The organism is Proteiniphilum sp. UBA1028, from assembly GCF_002316955.1.
GTDB lineage: Bacteria > Bacteroidota > Bacteroidia > Bacteroidales > Dysgonomonadaceae > Proteiniphilum.
Genome location: NZ_DCEN01000088.1, coordinates 1 through 17,131, shown reverse-complemented (window position 1 = coordinate 17,131; position 17,131 = coordinate 1). Strand labels below are relative to the sequence as shown.

Sequence of the window (17,131 nt, the reverse complement as noted above, 5' to 3'; positions counted from 1 at the left end):
AATATTGAGCATAAGCAGTATCCATGCGGAAATACAGTCTATGAAGTTCCCACGCGAAAGAATCATATCCCGGTTGGAACGGATGAACGAAATAGGTAAAAACACGGGGCAGGTAGTTACCTACAACAAAACAGCAATCAAAAACGACGAGCAGCTGCCCGAATTTACTGCTCACACCAATAACATGGAAGAATGGCTGTATGAATCGCTCAAGAACACAAGATGGATGTATCGAAAAATACGCGATAACTACTTTTCAGTTCTGGAAAAAGAAGCAGCTGCACTCGCAAGTCCCGTAGTCGAAACTCCCGCACAAAAGGAAGGGACCCTTTCGGGTAAAATTGTGGATGAAAGCGGAGAGGTTTTACCGGGAGCGACGGTGAAGGTCAGTGACCAAACCATAGGTACAGCTTCCGATATAAATGGTAATTTCAGATTATCTCTTCCGGCAGGTACCTACACCATAGAAATAGGATACATAGGCTACCAGACACAACGGGTGACGGGGGTGAAGATTAACGAAGGAAAAAACACACCTTTGGATGTTTCTCTAAATACCGAAAGTACTGAATTGGGAGAGGTAGTGGTCACAGCTACCTACAACAAAGCCTCCACCAATGGAATGCTGAAGCTGCAACAAACCAAAGCCGAAGTAAGCTCCGTTATCTCGTCGCAACAAATCAGCACGCTACCCGACAAGAATGTGGGTGAGGTACTGAAGCGTATATCGGGAGTGAGTACGGTAAATAACAGTAAAGTAATTGTGAGGGGAATCGCGGAACGATATAATGTGGCGCAATTGGATGGGGTGACACTACCCAGTACCGATGTGCAAACGCGTGATTTCGAGTTTGACATTATTCCGAACGACTTAATAGATAATGTGGTGGTATCCAAAAGTTATACGCCGGACCTTAGTTTTGGCTTTGGGGGCGGGCTGGTGCAGATCAACACCATCTCCGTGCCCGATGAGAATTTCATTAAAATGTCTGTCGGGGGCAAGTTCAGTCCCCATTATACGGGCAAACGATTTATGGGATACGGCAGGGGTAAATGGGATTACCTGGGTATGGACGACGGGGTAAGGGATCATTTTCCCGAGGGACTTTTCCCGGTCATGAATACCATGTTCCTTCTCGATTTTGAACCGGAAAACTTTACTCCACTCACTGTTGAGCAGGTGCGGGAGCAAAACAAAAAAATTGGAGGTTTGGAACGCCTGGGCACCCGAAAGTACAAAACCATGCCCGGACAAAACTACAATTTCTCCATTGGCAGAAGCTACGACCTAGGCCGCACCAAAATGAGCCGGCTAGGCTTTGTAGGCGCCTTGACATACCGTAACGAACAATCGATAGAAGACATCCTTCATTACGAGCGCGGCCCGTTTGACAAGATGGGTACCAACCTTTACGATTTTGAGACGGAAAAACAATATTATGAAAACAATGCCAAGAACTACAAGTTCAATACAACATGGGCGGTACTGCTAAACGGTGGATGGCAAACGGAGAATCACTCCATTTTTACAAAAAACATGTATTCGCGCATGTTCAACAACACATTTTACCGGATTGTGGGTACAGGAGAGGACATGTCTGTGGAGATGTATGGAAAAATTTACCCCGTCATCAGGGAGTTTGACAGCCCTAAATTTTTAGATTTGCTGCAAAATAAACTGGAAGGGGAACATCGATTCCTCAAAAACTTTACGTTTACCTGGGCGGCAGCCCGCGGGAAAGTGTTGAACAACGAGTTAGATGCCGTTGAAGCATACCTAGTTCCCATAAAATTCACCAACTTACCCGGATTAAACAGCTGGGACGATAAACCGGTATTCAAGTTCAACGACGACGACATGTTTTACAAATATGTGTTGGCCGGTTTCCACACGGGAGAAGCACAATCTTATGTCCCCTGGTTAAAAAGGTCGCAATATTTTTATGATGAAACCAACTGGAGCGCCGAGGCATCCTTGTCATACGAATTCAAGATGCTCAACAAATCACAGAGGATTAAAGCGGGAATACAATCCCTGGAGCGCCACGGTAAATTCAAGTGGTCACAACTGCCGATAGGAAGAAAAGGATTTAATAATAAATATGACAACCTGCCTATCTGGGCTATTGACCTGGACATGAAAGAGCCTAAAGAGGATGTGTTCTACTTTCCCCAGCTATGGGATTTACAACGGTATGAAGGGAAAAACACCAACATCGCTTACTTCGGGATGATGGACAACCGCCTGACCAATTGGTTTAGACTTGTATGGGGTCTACGCGTTGAATCGTATGAATATGATGGCATATACTCTGAAGGAAGCAATTCCTACACTTACGTGGACCCGGAAAAACAGAAAAACATGCCCAAGAGCTACTTTGTAAACCCTGAAACCGGCAGGGTAGTGTCCGAAAGGACGGATGTGGAAGCCGATGAAGTGAAATGGCACTATCTCCCCTCGGCAGCCTTGACCCTCACTCCGTTGAAGAATCTCAATATTCGGGGATCTTATGCCAAATCGGTGGTGAGACCCGGATTGATTGAGAACTCGAAATTCACGCGTTTTAATCCTGAATGGGGTACTTACCAAATTAACGAAGGGGTACTTTCTACAAAAATTACTCACTACGACGCTAAAATAGAATGGTTCCCCACCCCCGGTGAAGTACTGTCGGTGGGCTATTTCAAAAAAGACTTTGACAATCCGGTGGAGCTGTACCGGGGTATTTTTGACACCAGCCAAAAGACAAAAGTGCTTACACAGAACTCCAAATCGGCTAAAGTAACAGGATGGGAGTTTGACGCGAGGAAAAACCTGTCGTTCCTATACCCCGGTTTTCAACCGTTGAGTAACATCTATATCTATGGTAACCTCACCCTCCAAAAGTCTGAGGTGCAGGCACGTTTTTTTGAAAAAGAGTATATCGGTTCCGACCATAACGGAAACGGATACAGCATACGTATTGAAAAGCTGTTGAAAATGAAAAGGCCCCTGTATGGACAGGTACCCATACTTTACAACTTCGGCATTCAATATCAAGACGAAAGGCTGGGCATAAATCTGGCTTTCAACCACATGGGAAATAAAACATTTGCAACCAGCGGCGACCCCCGCCTTGTTGAGTTTGAAAGAGAACGCGATCAAATGGACGCGCAAATAAGTTATAACTTTCTTAGAAATAAAAACTTAAAGTTAAAGCTCAATATTTCCAACATTCTTAATACTCCGTATCATTTTTTTACCAACGGGGGGTATACCTATAAAATAAGAGACGATTATGATTCGAAAACCGATTACTGGGAAGACAGTTATGAGTGGATATATGGTTTCGACGAAAATTACCAGTGGGGTTATTTTGAAAAGCAAGGAGAAGGAGACAATGTAGTCAAGATTAGAAAGGGAGATGATGATACCTATAAGAAAAAAACGGGTACGGCCTTCAGTTTATCGCTTTCATATTCTTTTTAAACGAGACATTTCAATAATAATGTAAAAAATGAAACAAATTAATAGGACAAATTATATCAAAGGGCTGCTCTTATTCATGATAGTGACAATGGTAGCCTGTTCAGGCGGTGGCGATATGGAAAAAGACTACCTCTATTTTACAGATGCTGCCACGATAAGGATCAAGGGTGTATATGTAGATGAAAACCCGATGGTGATGACTATTTACGGAGACACTCTATATGATGGCTACTTTTCCGTAGTAAAAGAATACAAGCCGGGTAGCAAAATAGACCTTTCGAGCACTTTTATGCTCAACGACAGGGAGAAAGATCTTACCCTGAAAGTGATTGACGCCGTCACAAAAAAGGAGTTGTTCAGTGCTCCTTTTCAGGTAAACGGTGAAAATGTACATACACTGGATTTCGCCTGGCTTTACGGAAAAAACCATAAGGAGTATAAAACCATCAACATAACCATTGAAATATTGAACTTCACGGCCAATGAATTCACTGTCGAAACCTCCAATGCCCAACTTCCCGGAGGTAAAGGTCAAGCCAGTGAGATAACGGCTTTCAGAGAAGGAAGCGAGACTTTTTTCCCTTTGGATTACAATGAAATTATTACAGTTACCATTGTGGATGGCCCTACAGGCAAAACGTTAGGAACAAAAAAAATTGATATTTCTAAAATAGAGGAAGAAAGTTACAATGTTGGAGCTGTCATTGTGCCATCGGGTAGTTTTGAGGTAAAACTTGAAGACCCCGTTCCACCCGTGGCCGATGCTACAATCAATAAAGTAGGCATATATCTGAAGAGCGATACAGGAGAACCATATGACATAACGATTGTGGACGAAAACTTTGAACCTCTTGGCGTGCTGGGGCAAAACATTATTCCCAATCAGTGGGCGTATTTAGATGTTACATTTGACACCCTTATTAACGGATATTACTATGTGGTATTTTACAAAGCCGGAACAGAAGAGCCCTATAAGGGGGGCGACATCAATTCCAGCTTCACCTCGGGTGATGAATATGGAACTCCTTTATTCCCTACCGACGGGAGCAAGGGCAGTGTTAGGTGTTTCTTTATTTACGAGCAATATGGTGGTCTTAGGGGGATGCAACTGTAAATAATATTTTCACCTGACACATGAGCATGTCTCATAATTACCGAATTTAAAACGAAACAATTAATATGATAACAACCATTCAATCATTCCAACGCATTTGCCTTCTTCTTTTGGGGGTGGCATTTATTTCCCTTGCCGGGTGCAACAAAGAGGAAGAAAGTTTTATGGCTACCGAAGTAAGGTTGACCGGGTTTAACAATACCGGCGAAGAATTAGAGATACAAATTGATACCATTATCTATAAGAATTCCCGTTATTATGAAAAACCCACCTCCTTTTATCCGGATGAATATATCCCTTTTTCCTTTGCATACCTCTACTATTCTGCCGATAATCCGGTGCTTACACTGAAAGGGAAAACTACCGGAAAGATATATTTGGAGCAACCCATAAAAAAAGGCGTACTGAGGCAACGATACGGATTTACCTATGTGAATGGGGAAAATGTCTACAATCCCCCGGCACCCGACCCTAACACCAATAAAGTGGGCTTTTTTCTGGCCGACCCTCTATTCAAAGATGCGATTGACATTGTGGCGAAAACATCCATTTATATAAGTAATCCCGACGGCAGTTCTACGATAAAAGAAGAGAAAATGGTTCTTGTCAAGGATTTAAAACCTTTTCAGTGGAAGTATGTGGATTACACACCCCAAAGCATGTTTGCCAGCCCCGATATTTATAGGATCGAACTATCCTATTACAAGTCGGGTACCGATATAATCGCTTTTCCCACCGGGTCAGAATACACGGAAAACAATGAAATAGACTTGACAAAAAAGGAGAAGAGTACGTTTCCCGTGTTAGACCAACGAGGAAGAGTGGTCAGTTATCTTATAAGTATTGAAAAGATCCGGGAAAATGATTTTATCAAACAATTCAGTGCGGTAGACTGGTAAATAAATAGATTGTCAAACATGATCTTCGGAGTGGTTTTAACGCTTGTACAAGCCGGATCGCTTTTTGCAGATTCTAACACGTTACATTATATCTTTTTCTCCATGATTGAAATATCCACCTCTGTTTTCATTTTCCTTTATGCCTGGAGATGGAAAGAAAAAAGTGAGCTCTGATTTATTATTTGTATATTAGCACAAAAAAGTTATGAAACATATTTCAATTTTAATCTTCATCTTTATGGTCGCAGCCTCTTGTCATACAAAGACCAAAGAGACTGGATCGTCGTCCGCACAATACAATGACACAGTAGTCACGCCTGCTGACACAACCTATCTTATCGGAATGGATATTCCTGAGTATAAAGATTTGCCTCGTCAGTTTGTAGCCAATCATGACCGTTCAATGACCTACCATATGAATTTAATGGAATCATTTGAAGCGTCGGGATACGGCACCTATTCAACCCGTCCCGATTATTATGGCGGATCGTACATCGACGACAATGGAAATTTTGTCATCCTTATAAAAGGCAATCCTTCGGATTATCGCGCCGAAATTGAAGAGCGTATAAAAGGAAAAGATGTTATTTTCAAACAGACTGATATTTCTTTTGTCGAGCTCAATGAAATAATGGATACGATTAACAAGTATATATCTGATAAAAGAAACAATAAAGTTGCTCAAAATATACTTAGTGCAGCTTTGGATGAATTAAACAGCCAAATAAGAGTGGGGCTGAAAGATTTAAATCCCCAGTCTATTGAGGAATTTAAGGAAAATGTAATTAACTCACCCTATATTGAATTTGAACAAGGAGGTTATATTCAACTTGAGTGAATTCAGATATAAATACGAATAACTATTATTCTGGTACAATCATCAATAGTTGTAAACTGGTAAGCTCCAGCTCTTAATTTTGTTACATCTAATTGTGCTCGATCACCTGGAATATCTTTGTTGTACAATTTGTAATCACTTTTCTTACGCTGTTTGATCGCAGCCTCCACATTGTACTTATGATCCGAGACATTCGTCCCGCTTAGCCACAAGAACCGGATATCATTGCGCGATAGCTCTTCTATGTTATCGTACTACTTTAAGGGCACTTAAAAAGTGCTAATCTTTAGGCTATTAGGCAATTTTTCGTTGTGAGAAATGAGAATTTACCGTTCTTTTTAACATAGTACAAGAAATAGAGACTGCCTCTATTTTGAAACAGCCTCTTCAACTCACAGAAAAATTATGTAATTTTGTAGCATATAACCAATCGGGTATGAACAAGATTATTGCAAAAGAAAATTTTTCGGAGAAAGTTGTATGTTTTGAAGTAGAGGCACCACTTATCGCCAGGAGCCGCAAAGCAGGCCATTTCGTAATCGTACGTGTAGGAAAGAAGGGGGAGCGTGTGCCTTACACCATCGCTGCTGCCGACCCCCAGAAGGGTACCATTACGCTGGTCATCCAGCGTGTGGGCAAATCGTCTGAAAAGATATGCCAGCTTGAAGTAGGCGACTACATTACCGACATGGTGGGTCCACTCGGTAAAGCTACCCACATTGAAAACTTCGGCACCGTTATCTGTGCAGGGGGAGGTGTTGGGGTAGCTCCCATGCTTCCCATCATTGAAGCCATGAAAAAGGCCGGAAACAGGGTCATCACCGTTCTGGCGGCACGTACAAAAGAACTGATTATATTGGAAGAACAGGTACGCAAGTACTCCGACGAGGTTATCATCATGACCGACGACGGTTCATACGGAGAGAAGGGATTGGTTACCAACGGAGTGGAAAAAGTAATACAAAGGGAAAAAGTAGACCTTTGTGTTACCATTGGCCCCGCCATCATGATGAAGTTTGTGGCACAACTGACAAAAAAATACGAAGTGCCTACACTTGCCTCACTCAACACCATCATGGTGGACGGCACGGGTATGTGTGGCGCCTGCCGTGTTACCGTAGGCGGAAAAACAAAATTTGTCTGCATCGACGGGCCCGAGTTCGATGCACATCAGGTAGATTTCGACGAAATGCTGATGCGGCTAAAGGCATATAACTGAACAAAGCGGGCATACTTTTTGGGTTATCAATCAGGAAGAAACAATCATAAAAAAATGAGCGAATATTTACAGGCGGAAAGGGCACAGGAGTGGCGTGAAGCCCTGCGCAAATCGATGAAGAACAAAGACCGTACAGCCATCCCGCGGGTGAAGATGCCCGAGGTGGATCCGGAGGTACGCAGCCATACCTATGATGAAGTAAACCTTGGCCTGTCAGAAGCACTTGCCCGGGAAGAGTCACACCGCTGTCTCGACTGCGTGGATCCTACCTGCATAACCGGTTGTCCTGTAGAGATCAACATCCCGAAGTTTATCAAGAACATCGAACGAGGCGACTATCTGGAAGCAGCCCGCACGCTGAAAGAAACCAGCGCCCTACCGGCGGTATGTGGGCGTGTTTGTCCCCAGGAGCGCCAATGCGAGAGTCAATGTTTTTACACGTTGAAACTCAAGAAAGAACCCGTTGCAATTGGCCACCTGGAGCGGTTTTCAGCCGACTACGAGCGGATGAGCGGAAGCATCTCCATTCCCCAGACAGCGCCCGCCAACGGTACTAAAATTGCTGTCGTGGGTTCAGGGCCGGCGGGTTTGGCTTTTGCCGGAGACATGGTCAAATATGGGTACGATGTCACCGTATTTGAGGCCCTCCACGAACTGGGAGGGGTCCTTCGTTACGGTATTCCTGAATTCCGGCTGCCCAACGAAATTGTAGATGTTGAGATTGACGGACTCAAAAAAATGGGCGTAAAGTTCGAGACAAACTGCATCATAGGGAAGACCATCTCACAGGAAGATCTCCGGGAAGATGGATTCAGCGGCATTTTTGTCGGCAGTGGGGCCGGACTTCCCAACTTTATGAATATCCCGGGAGAGAACCTCATCGGCATCATGTCGTGCAACGAATACCTCACCCGTGTGAACCTGATGCAGGCGGCCGATCCTGATAGCGATACCCCGGTATACAAAGGAAAGAGAGTTGCTGTAGTTGGTGGTGGTAATACAGCCATGGATGCAGTGCGTACCGCACGCCGGCTGGGTGCAGAAAAGGCCATGATCATCTACCGCCGTTCGGAGGAAGAGATGCCCGCTCGTGTGGAAGAGATCAAGCATGCCAAAGAAGAGGGCATCGATTTCTACACGTTGCACAACCCGCTCCGTTACGAAGGTGATGAGCGGGGACATGTTCAACGCATGCTCCTGCAACGGATGCAGCTCGGAGAGCCGGATCAGTCGGGCCGTCGCCGTCCCGTACCCATTGAGGGCGACACGCTCTGGCTGGAGGTCGACGAAGTGATTGTGAGCGTGGGAGTTTCCCCCAACCCGCTGATTCCACAAACATTCACCGGAATGGAAGTTACCTCGTGGGGCACCATCGTCGTAAACAACGACACCATGCAGACCGCCGACGAAATGATTTACGCCGGTGGTGATATCGTTCGCGGTGGAGCTACCGTAATCCTTGCAATGGGCGACGGGAGGAAAGCAGCCAAAGCAATGCATGCACATTTAAACAAGTCGTTATGAAGATAAAGATCCTGGCCGATGCCCATATCCCCTACCTGAAAGGGGTGGCTGAACAATTCGGCGAAGTTGAATACCTGCCCGGAAATCAATTTACCCGCGAAGCAATCAAAGAAAAAGACGCGTTGATCGTGCGCACCGTCACACACTTCGGCGAGGAGATACTTGACGGTACCGCTGTGAAGCTGATCTGTTCGGCCACCATAGGATACGATCATATCGATACGGACTATTGCGATTCACACGGGATAACCTGGCGCACCGCACCGGGATGCAATGCCAACTCGGTGGAACAGTATATTACAGCCTCCCTGCTCTGCCTGGCCGAAAAGCATCAATTCAGATTACAAGGAAAAACCATTGGCATTGTGGGAGTTGGGAATGTAGGCAGCAAGGTTGAGGTAGCCTGTCGGAAGCTGGGAATGAACGTGCTGCTGAACGACCCGCCCAGGGAGGAAGAAGAAGGAAATAGCGATGGTAAATTTGTGGAGCTGGAGATGATTAAACAACAAGCCGACATCATCACCTTTCATACTCCCCTGACCAAAACCGGGAAGCATGCTACGTTCCACCTGGCGGATGAGTCATTTCTGCACACCGTTGCCAGAAAACCTTTCATCATCAATGCTGCACGCGGAGGCATCACGGACAACAAGGCGCTAAAAAATGCACTACGTGTAGGTGAAATTGCGGGGGTGGTGATCGATTGCTGGGAAAATGAACCGGATATCGACAGGGAACTGCTTGCCATGGCAGATATTGCCACGCCTCATATTGCCGGATACAGCGCCGATGGCAAGTGGACAGCCACCAGGATGAGCCTTGAAAACCTGAGCAGTTTCTTCGTCCTGGACATCAACCCACAATACGAGGATATCCCGGCACCCCAACTGCCGGTCATTGATCTGAGCAACATACCTGCCGAAGCACAGCTGACTCACGCCGTGTGGCACACCTATAATCCAGTGACGGAAACAAATGCGCTCAAATTATCCCCGGACAAATTTTATTGGTTTCGTTCCCATTATCCATTGAGAAGAGAGTATCCCGCTTATCGGGTTACTCATGCGGCACCTTTCGCAGCTGATAAACTCCATCAACTGGGTTTTACACTATGAGGCGTCCCGGAAACAGATAAAAACATGGGGGACAGTCTCGCCCTTTCTGTGGCAGAATTTAACGTTAATAAGGCAAACGGCGCTTTTTTAATTGCACGGAATTGAATATATTTGTCTGCTATAACTCGTTGGAAAATTGATCAATTAAATTCATATTAAACTTTATCCAAATGAACAGAAAATCGCGTCTTTTATCTTTTTTGTTTGCTGCGGCGGTGGTATTATTCACTACCTCCTGCAGCAGTAAGCTTAAACCGCTTTCGCAAAACAACTTTAACGTTACACCAACACCGCTGGAAACTGTAGGAAACCAAATCCCGGTTACCGTAAACGGTACTTTCCCCGAAAAGTGGTTCCATAAAAATGCTACCCTAACCGTTACGCCCATACTCAAGTTTGGGGGCAACGAAATAGCCGGCACACCATTTAGCTATCAAGGGGAGAGTATCTCCGGAAATAGGGTGACAATCCCCCACAGCAGAGGCGGGAACTTCACTATCACTACTACGTTCCCTTACTCGCCCGAAATGCAATCATCGGAACTTTACCTTCGTTTCGACGGGAGAATCAAAAACAAGCAGTCTGCCCTGCCCGACTTGAAAGTGGCCGACGGGGTGATTGCCACTTCGGCACTTGCCGACGTAAAAACCACCACACCCTCTGTGGCGGATGACGGATTTCAGCGAATTATCCAGGAAGCACAGGAGGCTAACATCATGTTTGTGATTCAACAAGCCAACCTGCGTCAGAGTGAATTGAACAAACGCGACTTAACAGAATGGAAACGCCGTGTGGAACAGGCATTCAACGACCCCAAACAAAACGTGAACGTAGAAGTATCGGCCTATGCATCACCCGATGGCGGCCTTTCGCTCAACGAACAACTTGCTGCTCAGCGTGAAAAGAATACGTCCAAATATTTGGAAAATGAATTGAGCAAGCGAAACATCAACACGGATGTATATGCCCGCTACACAGCCGAAGACTGGGATGGCTTCCGTCAGCTCGTCTCCGCCTCTAACCTGCAGGATAAAGAACTTATTTTAAGAGTTCTGGAAATGTATCCCGACTCAGAAACGCGCGAAAAGGAGATCAAGAATATCTCTTATGTGTTCGAGGACCTTGCCACAACCATTCTGCCCCAACTGCGCCGTTCACGTATCACGGCAAATATTGAGATCATTGGTAAGTCCGACGAAGAGATCATGACTGCCTGGAAAAACAACCCGAAAGAACTATCGGTTGAAGAACTGCTTTATGCCTCTACCCTCACCAACGACGAGAAAGTAAAAGAACGTATTTACCAGTATGTTACGGCTAACTTTTCAAACGATTACAGAGGATGGAACAACATTGGAACCATGTTCTACAAACAGGGCGATTATGCGAAAGCAAAACAGGCATTCGACCGCGCTGCACAGGTAAACCCTTCCGCTCCGGAAGTAAATATGAACAAAGCGTTGCTGGCCATCATGGACAACGACCTGCAAACAGCCAATGAGTTGATGGGCCGTTCTGCCGGTGCTGCCAGCCTCGACGAAGCAATGGGGCTGCTCAGCCTGTTGCAGGGCAACTACAATCAGGCAGTAGGCGCCTACGGTAACAACCGGACAAACAACGCCGGTTTGGCACAACTGTTGGTAAGAGATTACAACAAAGCCAAACAAACTCTCGAGTCGGTGGAAGCTCCCGATGCTACTACCGCCTACCTGCTGGCCATCATCGCCTCAAGAACAAATAACTTCAACGACGTGGCTGCAAACCTGCGCACCGCAATCGGTCGCGACCGCACCTTTGCCACCAGGGCAGCCAACGACCTGGAATTTGCAAAATACCGCACCAACCAGGAATTTATGTCGATCCTGAATTAATAACAACGGACAACATACGAAAGTGGGCCCCTCCAGGCCCACTTTTTTTATTCCACGGAATACATCATCGCAGTCGGGACGAATTATCGGTTCCTCTTTACAAATAAGCAAGAGCCGTAAGAGTGAATTTTTAAAAAATAATGTAATTTTGTCTCTGCGTTTCCACGTTGTCTCCAAAAGAGATCTACGGACAACGGATAACTACATCGCATATGATCCGGACAAAAGCTGTTATAAAATATTTGGGTTACATCCTATTGTTTAATTCGCTGTTCCTCTTCATCTCGGCAGCCATATCTTTTTTCAATCACGAACAATCATTGAATGCATTGCTAATAAGCGCTTTGACATGTTCTATCTTGGGTAGTTTACTCCATTTTTCCACCAAACAATATGGAGAATTGAATTTTCACGAAGGACTGGCTATCAGCGTCGTCGGATGGTTTATCACCTGCATCGCCGGGATGCTTCCCTATTTAATATGGGGAGGCGAATTCAACTCAGTGCCCAATGCCCTTTTTGAAAGTGTATCGGGATACACCACTACCGGGGCAACCATTTTGAATGATGTTGAAGCATTACCCAAAGGACTGCTCTTCTGGCGTTCTTCCACCTCATTCATTGGCGGTGTGGGCATCGTATTGTTTGTGCTGTTGATTCTTCCCGAGAAAAGGGGTGCAATGTCCAGCTTTTATCGTGCGGAGGTATCCAGCTTGTCGAAAATGAGCTTCACCATTCGTTCGCGACATATTCTGCGCATCATCGCCACGGTCTATTTCAGCCTGATCATTTCCCAAATAATTTTGCTGAAGGCGGCGGGAATGAATCTTTTCGATGCCACCTGTCATTCTCTTACCACCGTCTCCACTTCCGGGTTCTCTACCAAAAACGCAAGCATCGCAGCCTATGACAGTGTCTGGATTGAGATGATCATCACGTTTTTCATGCTCATCAGCAGCATGCATTTCGGGCTAATCTACGGAACCATGGCAAGGAAAAAGTACAATCTGTTCAGCTCCCGCCCCACACGCATGTATGTTGTGGTGATACTCATCGGGATCATCCTGATTGCCCTGCAACTCACAAACGATCAATACTATGGCTTCTGGGAATCATTCCGGATCGCCGCATTTCAGGTCGTCTCCCTGACAAGCACCACGGGGTATGCGACTGTGGATACCGCGGCCTGGCCCATTTTTTCCATCCTCATCCTCATCTATTTCTCCGTTCAGTGCGGCATGGTGGGATCCACTGCAGGAGGGATTAAATTTGACCGGATTTATCTCTTCTTTGGATCCGTAAAAAAGCAGCTAAAGCTTATTCTGCATCCCGAAGGAATGTATGTTGTGAGAATGGACAAACAGGTAATCGACCAAAAACTGGAAATGCAGATCATGGCTTTTATGATTCTCTACATCCTCACATTCTCGCTTACTGCGCTTTTACTTACCGCGATGGACATAGACGGGACAACAGCCTTCTCGGTATCCATAGCAACTCTTGGCAATGTGGGCCCGGGCTTTGGCGGAGTAAGCTCGATGGGTAACTACAACCACCTGCCCGATGCAGCAAAATACATACTCTCTGCCAATATGCTCCTGGGACGTCTGGAGATCATGAACGTGTTTGCCCTCTTTATGATGATATCGCTAAAAAGAAAACGTTAACGCAGAAAGGATAAAAGGATATTGGCAAGTTCACCGGAATGAAATCCCGATTACTTTTTGTACCTTTGCAGCAATTTTTTAATACGTTTGACAGCTGAAATGATGATGAATTTTGTAGAAGAGCTCCGTTGGCGTGGGATGATACAGGATGTAATGCCCGGCACGGAAGAACAGTTATTGAAAGAACAAACTTCGGGCTATCTGGGAATAGACCCCACAGCCGATTCTCTGCATATAGGCCATCTTGTGGGCGTGATGATGTTAAAACACTTTCAACGCGCCGGGCACACCCCCATCGCACTGGTGGGAGGCGCCACAGGAATGATTGGCGACCCCTCTATGAAATCGGCGGAGCGCAAACTCCTCGACGAAGAAACCTTGCGACACAACCAGGAAGCCATCAAAACCCAGCTGGCCAAATTCCTCGATTTTGAGAGTGACATCCCCAATAGGGCTTTGTTGGTGAACAACTACGACTGGATGAAAGATTACACCTTTTTGACCTTCATCCGGGATATCGGGAAGCACATCACCGTAAACTACATGATGGCGAAAGACTCCGTAAAAAAACGCCTCAGCGGTGAGTCGAGCGAAGGAATGTCGTTCACCGAGTTCTCCTATCAGTTAATGCAGGGGTACGATTTTCTGCACCTCTACAGGGAAAAGGGCTGCCGTTTGCAACTGGGAGGCTCCGATCAATGGGGAAACATCACTACCGGCACAGAGCTGATACGCCGCGTGGAGGGTGGTGAAGCCTATGCCCTGGTGTGTCCGCTGATTACCAAAGCCGACGGCGGTAAGTTTGGGAAGACGGAGACCGGCAATGTATGGCTCGATCGGCGCTATACATCACCCTATAAGTTCTATCAGTTCTGGTTGAACGTAAGCGATGCCGATGCCGAGAAATACATTAAGATCTTCACCTCTCTCACAAAAGAAGAGATCGAATCGCTGGTAGCCCAACAACAATCGGCACCCCATTTACGTCCCCTGCAAAAGAAGCTGGCAGAAGAGATTACCGTGATGGTACACTCGCGGGAAGATTATGACATGGCAGTGAATGCATCGCAGATTCTTTTTGGAAAATCAACTTCCCAAACATTGCGTGCCATCGACGAAGAAACATTTTTACAGGTGTTTGAAGGAGTGCCTCAATTTACAATCTCAAAAGACAAACTAAGCGCAGGTGTCAAAGCGGTGGACCTGCTTACCGACGATGCGGCTGTCTTTCCCTCCAAAGGTGAGATGCGCAAAACCGTGCAGGCCGGCGGTGTAATGATCAACAAAGAAAAGCTTGAATCGTTCGACGAAGTCATCGCCGCATCACACCTCATCGGCAATAAATACATCCTGGCCCAGCGAGGGAAAAAAAACTATTTCCTGCTAATTGCCGAATAGTTTTCCACACAAAACAATTTGCGGGTAAAATAGAGTTGAAATATTTGGAAAGTTAAAATTATTACACTACTTTTGCACTGCTTTTCACGAAGCGACGAAGGATTGTCCCATGGTGTAATGGTAGCACATCTGATTTTGGTTCAGCCAGTTAAGGTTCGAGTCCTTGTGGGACAACACTAACACGTTATAACCGATTGATTTTCAATCGGTTATTTCTTTTTAAAAAATCTATTCCCTTGATACTTCCCCAAATATGTGGCATCTTTCTCATTGATTGATTTAATGAGTTTTGATAACTCTCGATATTTGACTGATTCAGAATTGTAGCCGCCTAATCGATCTTGTCCGTAATTGTTTATCTCTTGCAACTCAGATATATATTTTATTGTAGCATTCCTATTGATTATAAATTGATCAGCGGTCATTATCCCCGCATTACCTTTTTCAATATTAATGCAGGTTATTGCAATGTTGGGAAGAGTTGTGACGTCTACTGTTTCTTAAAACTGTTTATTTCATTCAGTCTATCGTAAAATCTTTTAGTTGCTATTGGGTTAACAACATACTCGCAACCCTCCATGTTGGCAACAACAGAAATTTTTATATCGTCTATGCATACAAGGCATATTCCACCATTTCTATGTGTGGCACCCAACACTAACCCCCCACCAATCAAGTTGCATAAAGTGGAGTTTTTTTAATCTCATTTTAAGTTTTTCAAATAAAGCATTCATTCTGTAATATATAGTAATATTCAAGCGGTATACTTTTGGGGTGAAATAAACAGGTATTTTGAACGATAAACAAAATTATCCATTTTTTCTTCGTTCATAGCTTTAGTAAATTATTGTCGAATGTTTGTAGATTTTCGTCGCTTAATTTCAGCCTACCGGTTCTGCCCGGAGCTTTCCTTACCAATCCGAACAACCCGTCGTGTATGTAATTGATAACCGTGGTGTAATGAAGATCATACATTTCGGCTACCTCTTTTGGCGTGTAAAACTTTTTCATGATGCATTTGTTTGGTGAATAATAATCTGAGCTCAAATATATAAAGTTTTTAAACAACCACCCCTATTTTCACAAACAAGGACGGTAAAATTTTTGTGTCTAATAGTTGCTACAATGATTTCTCAAAATCCATCATCTTCTGTCTGACTCCGTCCATCGCTATGGCGCAAAGTTCCGATGTGTGATGAACCTCCCTGATAAACTCTTCTGCTCCATTCAGATTATCGGGTTTCAAATAATCTGCCGAAACTGTACTCATGTTGTTAAGCAATACGTTGATGCTTTCCAATTGTGCATTAAAATCCTGAATCTGTTGTTTTGTTGTCATGACTTTTAAATTAATTGATTGATAAAATTTCACTTGGTTTATATCTCCGTAACATCCCGGAATCCCGGAATCCCAGATTCTGATCGATTACATTTGTCATAAGCCGTAATATCTGTCTTTGTACTTCACCAATAGAACGCCAAAGCGGGTCCATTTCCTTCTCTATATATTTCTCATTTAAATCACCCCAGCATTCCAGCATATTTTCAATAACCAAGTCGCCAACATCTTGTGTCATTCGGTAAGCTACCAGAAACTCCTTTGTTTCACTCGATAATGTCACGTTTCTCATTTCTGAAGATGTTGTTTTGTTTTCAATAATTGAATTTTGTTCCATAGCGTTTTATTTTAAATGTTACAATCAAATTATATTAATGATGCAAATATATAGTTATAACTTTATATCACAAAACAAAATACAAGTTATTTCTGCATTTTAACCTAATTTAATACAGTTTTATCTATACACCTGTGTATGTTTAGCTAAATTTGCATCAAAATAGACTGTATGAGGATAAAAGAAATAATAAGAGCCAAAGGATATACGCAAAAGGAATTCGCTGATAAATTGGGAATTACCCTGAGTGCTTTAAACCAAAGGCTGGATGGTAACCCTACAGTAGGATCATTGAGAGAAATAGCGAACGCCCTTGAAGTTGATTTGCTTGATCTATTTGA

At 44.4% G+C, this 17,131-nt stretch carries 15 protein-coding genes and 1 tRNA gene; 13 read left to right on the top strand and 3 right to left on the bottom strand.

The window, feature by feature from the left end:
• Positions 1-40 precede the first annotated feature (40 nt).
• The 12 genes from B3Z75_RS14040 to B3Z75_RS13990 all read left to right on the top strand — a co-directional run bounded on the left by B3Z75_RS14040 (position 41) and on the right by B3Z75_RS13990 (position 15,288).
• A complete protein-coding gene (locus B3Z75_RS14040) occupies positions 41-3,469 on the top strand; it encodes a TonB-dependent receptor (protein WP_294073032.1) in 3,429 nt (1,142 codons plus the stop codon).
• Between the two features lie 28 nt (positions 3,470-3,497).
• Positions 3,498-4,583, top strand: a complete 1,086-nt coding sequence (locus B3Z75_RS14035) for a hypothetical protein (RefSeq protein ID WP_294073029.1) — start codon at positions 3,498-3,500, stop codon at positions 4,581-4,583.
• A gap of 65 nt (positions 4,584-4,648) precedes the next feature.
• Complete coding sequence (locus B3Z75_RS14030) at positions 4,649-5,482, top strand: hypothetical protein (protein ID WP_294073027.1); 834 nt, start codon at positions 4,649-4,651, stop codon at positions 5,480-5,482.
• A gap of 9 nt (positions 5,483-5,491) precedes the next feature.
• Positions 5,492-5,656 (top strand): DUF6326 family protein, encoded by a 165-nt coding sequence (locus B3Z75_RS14315; protein WP_414702907.1) that lies wholly within the window; start codon positions 5,492-5,494, stop codon positions 5,654-5,656.
• A 31-nt stretch (positions 5,657-5,687) separates the two neighbouring features.
• A complete protein-coding gene (locus B3Z75_RS14025; RefSeq protein ID WP_294073025.1) occupies positions 5,688-6,320 on the top strand; it encodes a hypothetical protein in 633 nt (210 codons plus the stop codon).
• Positions 6,321-6,756: 436 nt separating this feature from the next.
• A complete protein-coding gene (locus tag B3Z75_RS14020) occupies positions 6,757-7,539 on the top strand; it encodes a sulfide/dihydroorotate dehydrogenase-like FAD/NAD-binding protein (protein ID WP_294073023.1) in 783 nt (260 codons plus the stop codon).
• Positions 7,540-7,593: 54 nt separating this feature from the next.
• Positions 7,594-9,063, top strand: a complete 1,470-nt coding sequence (gltA, locus tag B3Z75_RS14015) for an NADPH-dependent glutamate synthase (protein WP_294073020.1) — start codon at positions 7,594-7,596, stop codon at positions 9,061-9,063.
• Between the two features lie 2 nt (positions 9,064-9,065).
• Positions 9,066-10,178, top strand: coding sequence for a 4-phosphoerythronate dehydrogenase PdxB (pdxB, locus tag B3Z75_RS14010; RefSeq protein ID WP_294073110.1), 1,113 nt, complete (start codon positions 9,066-9,068; stop codon positions 10,176-10,178).
• Between the two features lie 170 nt (positions 10,179-10,348).
• Positions 10,349-12,049 (top strand): tetratricopeptide repeat protein, encoded by a 1,701-nt coding sequence (locus tag B3Z75_RS14005; protein ID WP_294073018.1) that lies wholly within the window; start codon positions 10,349-10,351, stop codon positions 12,047-12,049.
• Positions 12,050-12,261: 212 nt separating this feature from the next.
• Positions 12,262-13,716: a TrkH family potassium uptake protein gene (locus tag B3Z75_RS14000; RefSeq protein WP_294073015.1), complete on the top strand. Its 1,455-nt coding sequence runs from the start codon at positions 12,262-12,264 to the stop codon at positions 13,714-13,716.
• 105 nt (positions 13,717-13,821) lie between these two features.
• The gene (gene tyrS / locus B3Z75_RS13995) at positions 13,822-15,114 is read left to right on the top strand and encodes a tyrosine--tRNA ligase (protein ID WP_294073107.1); all 1,293 of its coding nucleotides are present in this window, start codon (positions 13,822-13,824) and stop codon (positions 15,112-15,114) included.
• 103 nt (positions 15,115-15,217) lie between these two features.
• Positions 15,218-15,288: transfer RNA gene (locus B3Z75_RS13990), tRNA-Gln, on the top strand.
• A 654-nt stretch (positions 15,289-15,942) separates the two neighbouring features.
• Here the strand turns inward: B3Z75_RS13990 and B3Z75_RS13985 are convergent.
• The 3 genes from B3Z75_RS13985 to B3Z75_RS13975 form a co-directional block, all read right to left on the bottom strand.
• Complete coding sequence (locus B3Z75_RS13985; protein WP_294073012.1) at positions 15,943-16,125, bottom strand: helix-turn-helix domain-containing protein; 183 nt, start codon at positions 16,123-16,125, stop codon at positions 15,943-15,945.
• A gap of 109 nt (positions 16,126-16,234) precedes the next feature.
• Positions 16,235-16,453: a hypothetical protein gene (locus tag B3Z75_RS13980; RefSeq protein WP_294073009.1), complete on the bottom strand. Its 219-nt coding sequence runs from the start codon at positions 16,451-16,453 to the stop codon at positions 16,235-16,237.
• A gap of 10 nt (positions 16,454-16,463) precedes the next feature.
• Positions 16,464-16,790, bottom strand: a complete 327-nt coding sequence (locus B3Z75_RS13975; RefSeq protein WP_294073006.1) for a hypothetical protein — start codon at positions 16,788-16,790, stop codon at positions 16,464-16,466.
• A 171-nt stretch (positions 16,791-16,961) separates the two neighbouring features.
• Between B3Z75_RS13975 and B3Z75_RS14310 the strand changes: the two genes are divergently transcribed.
• Positions 16,962-17,131 (top strand): helix-turn-helix domain-containing protein (locus tag B3Z75_RS14310; protein ID WP_414702908.1); only part of this gene is annotated, 170 nt, incomplete at its 3' end.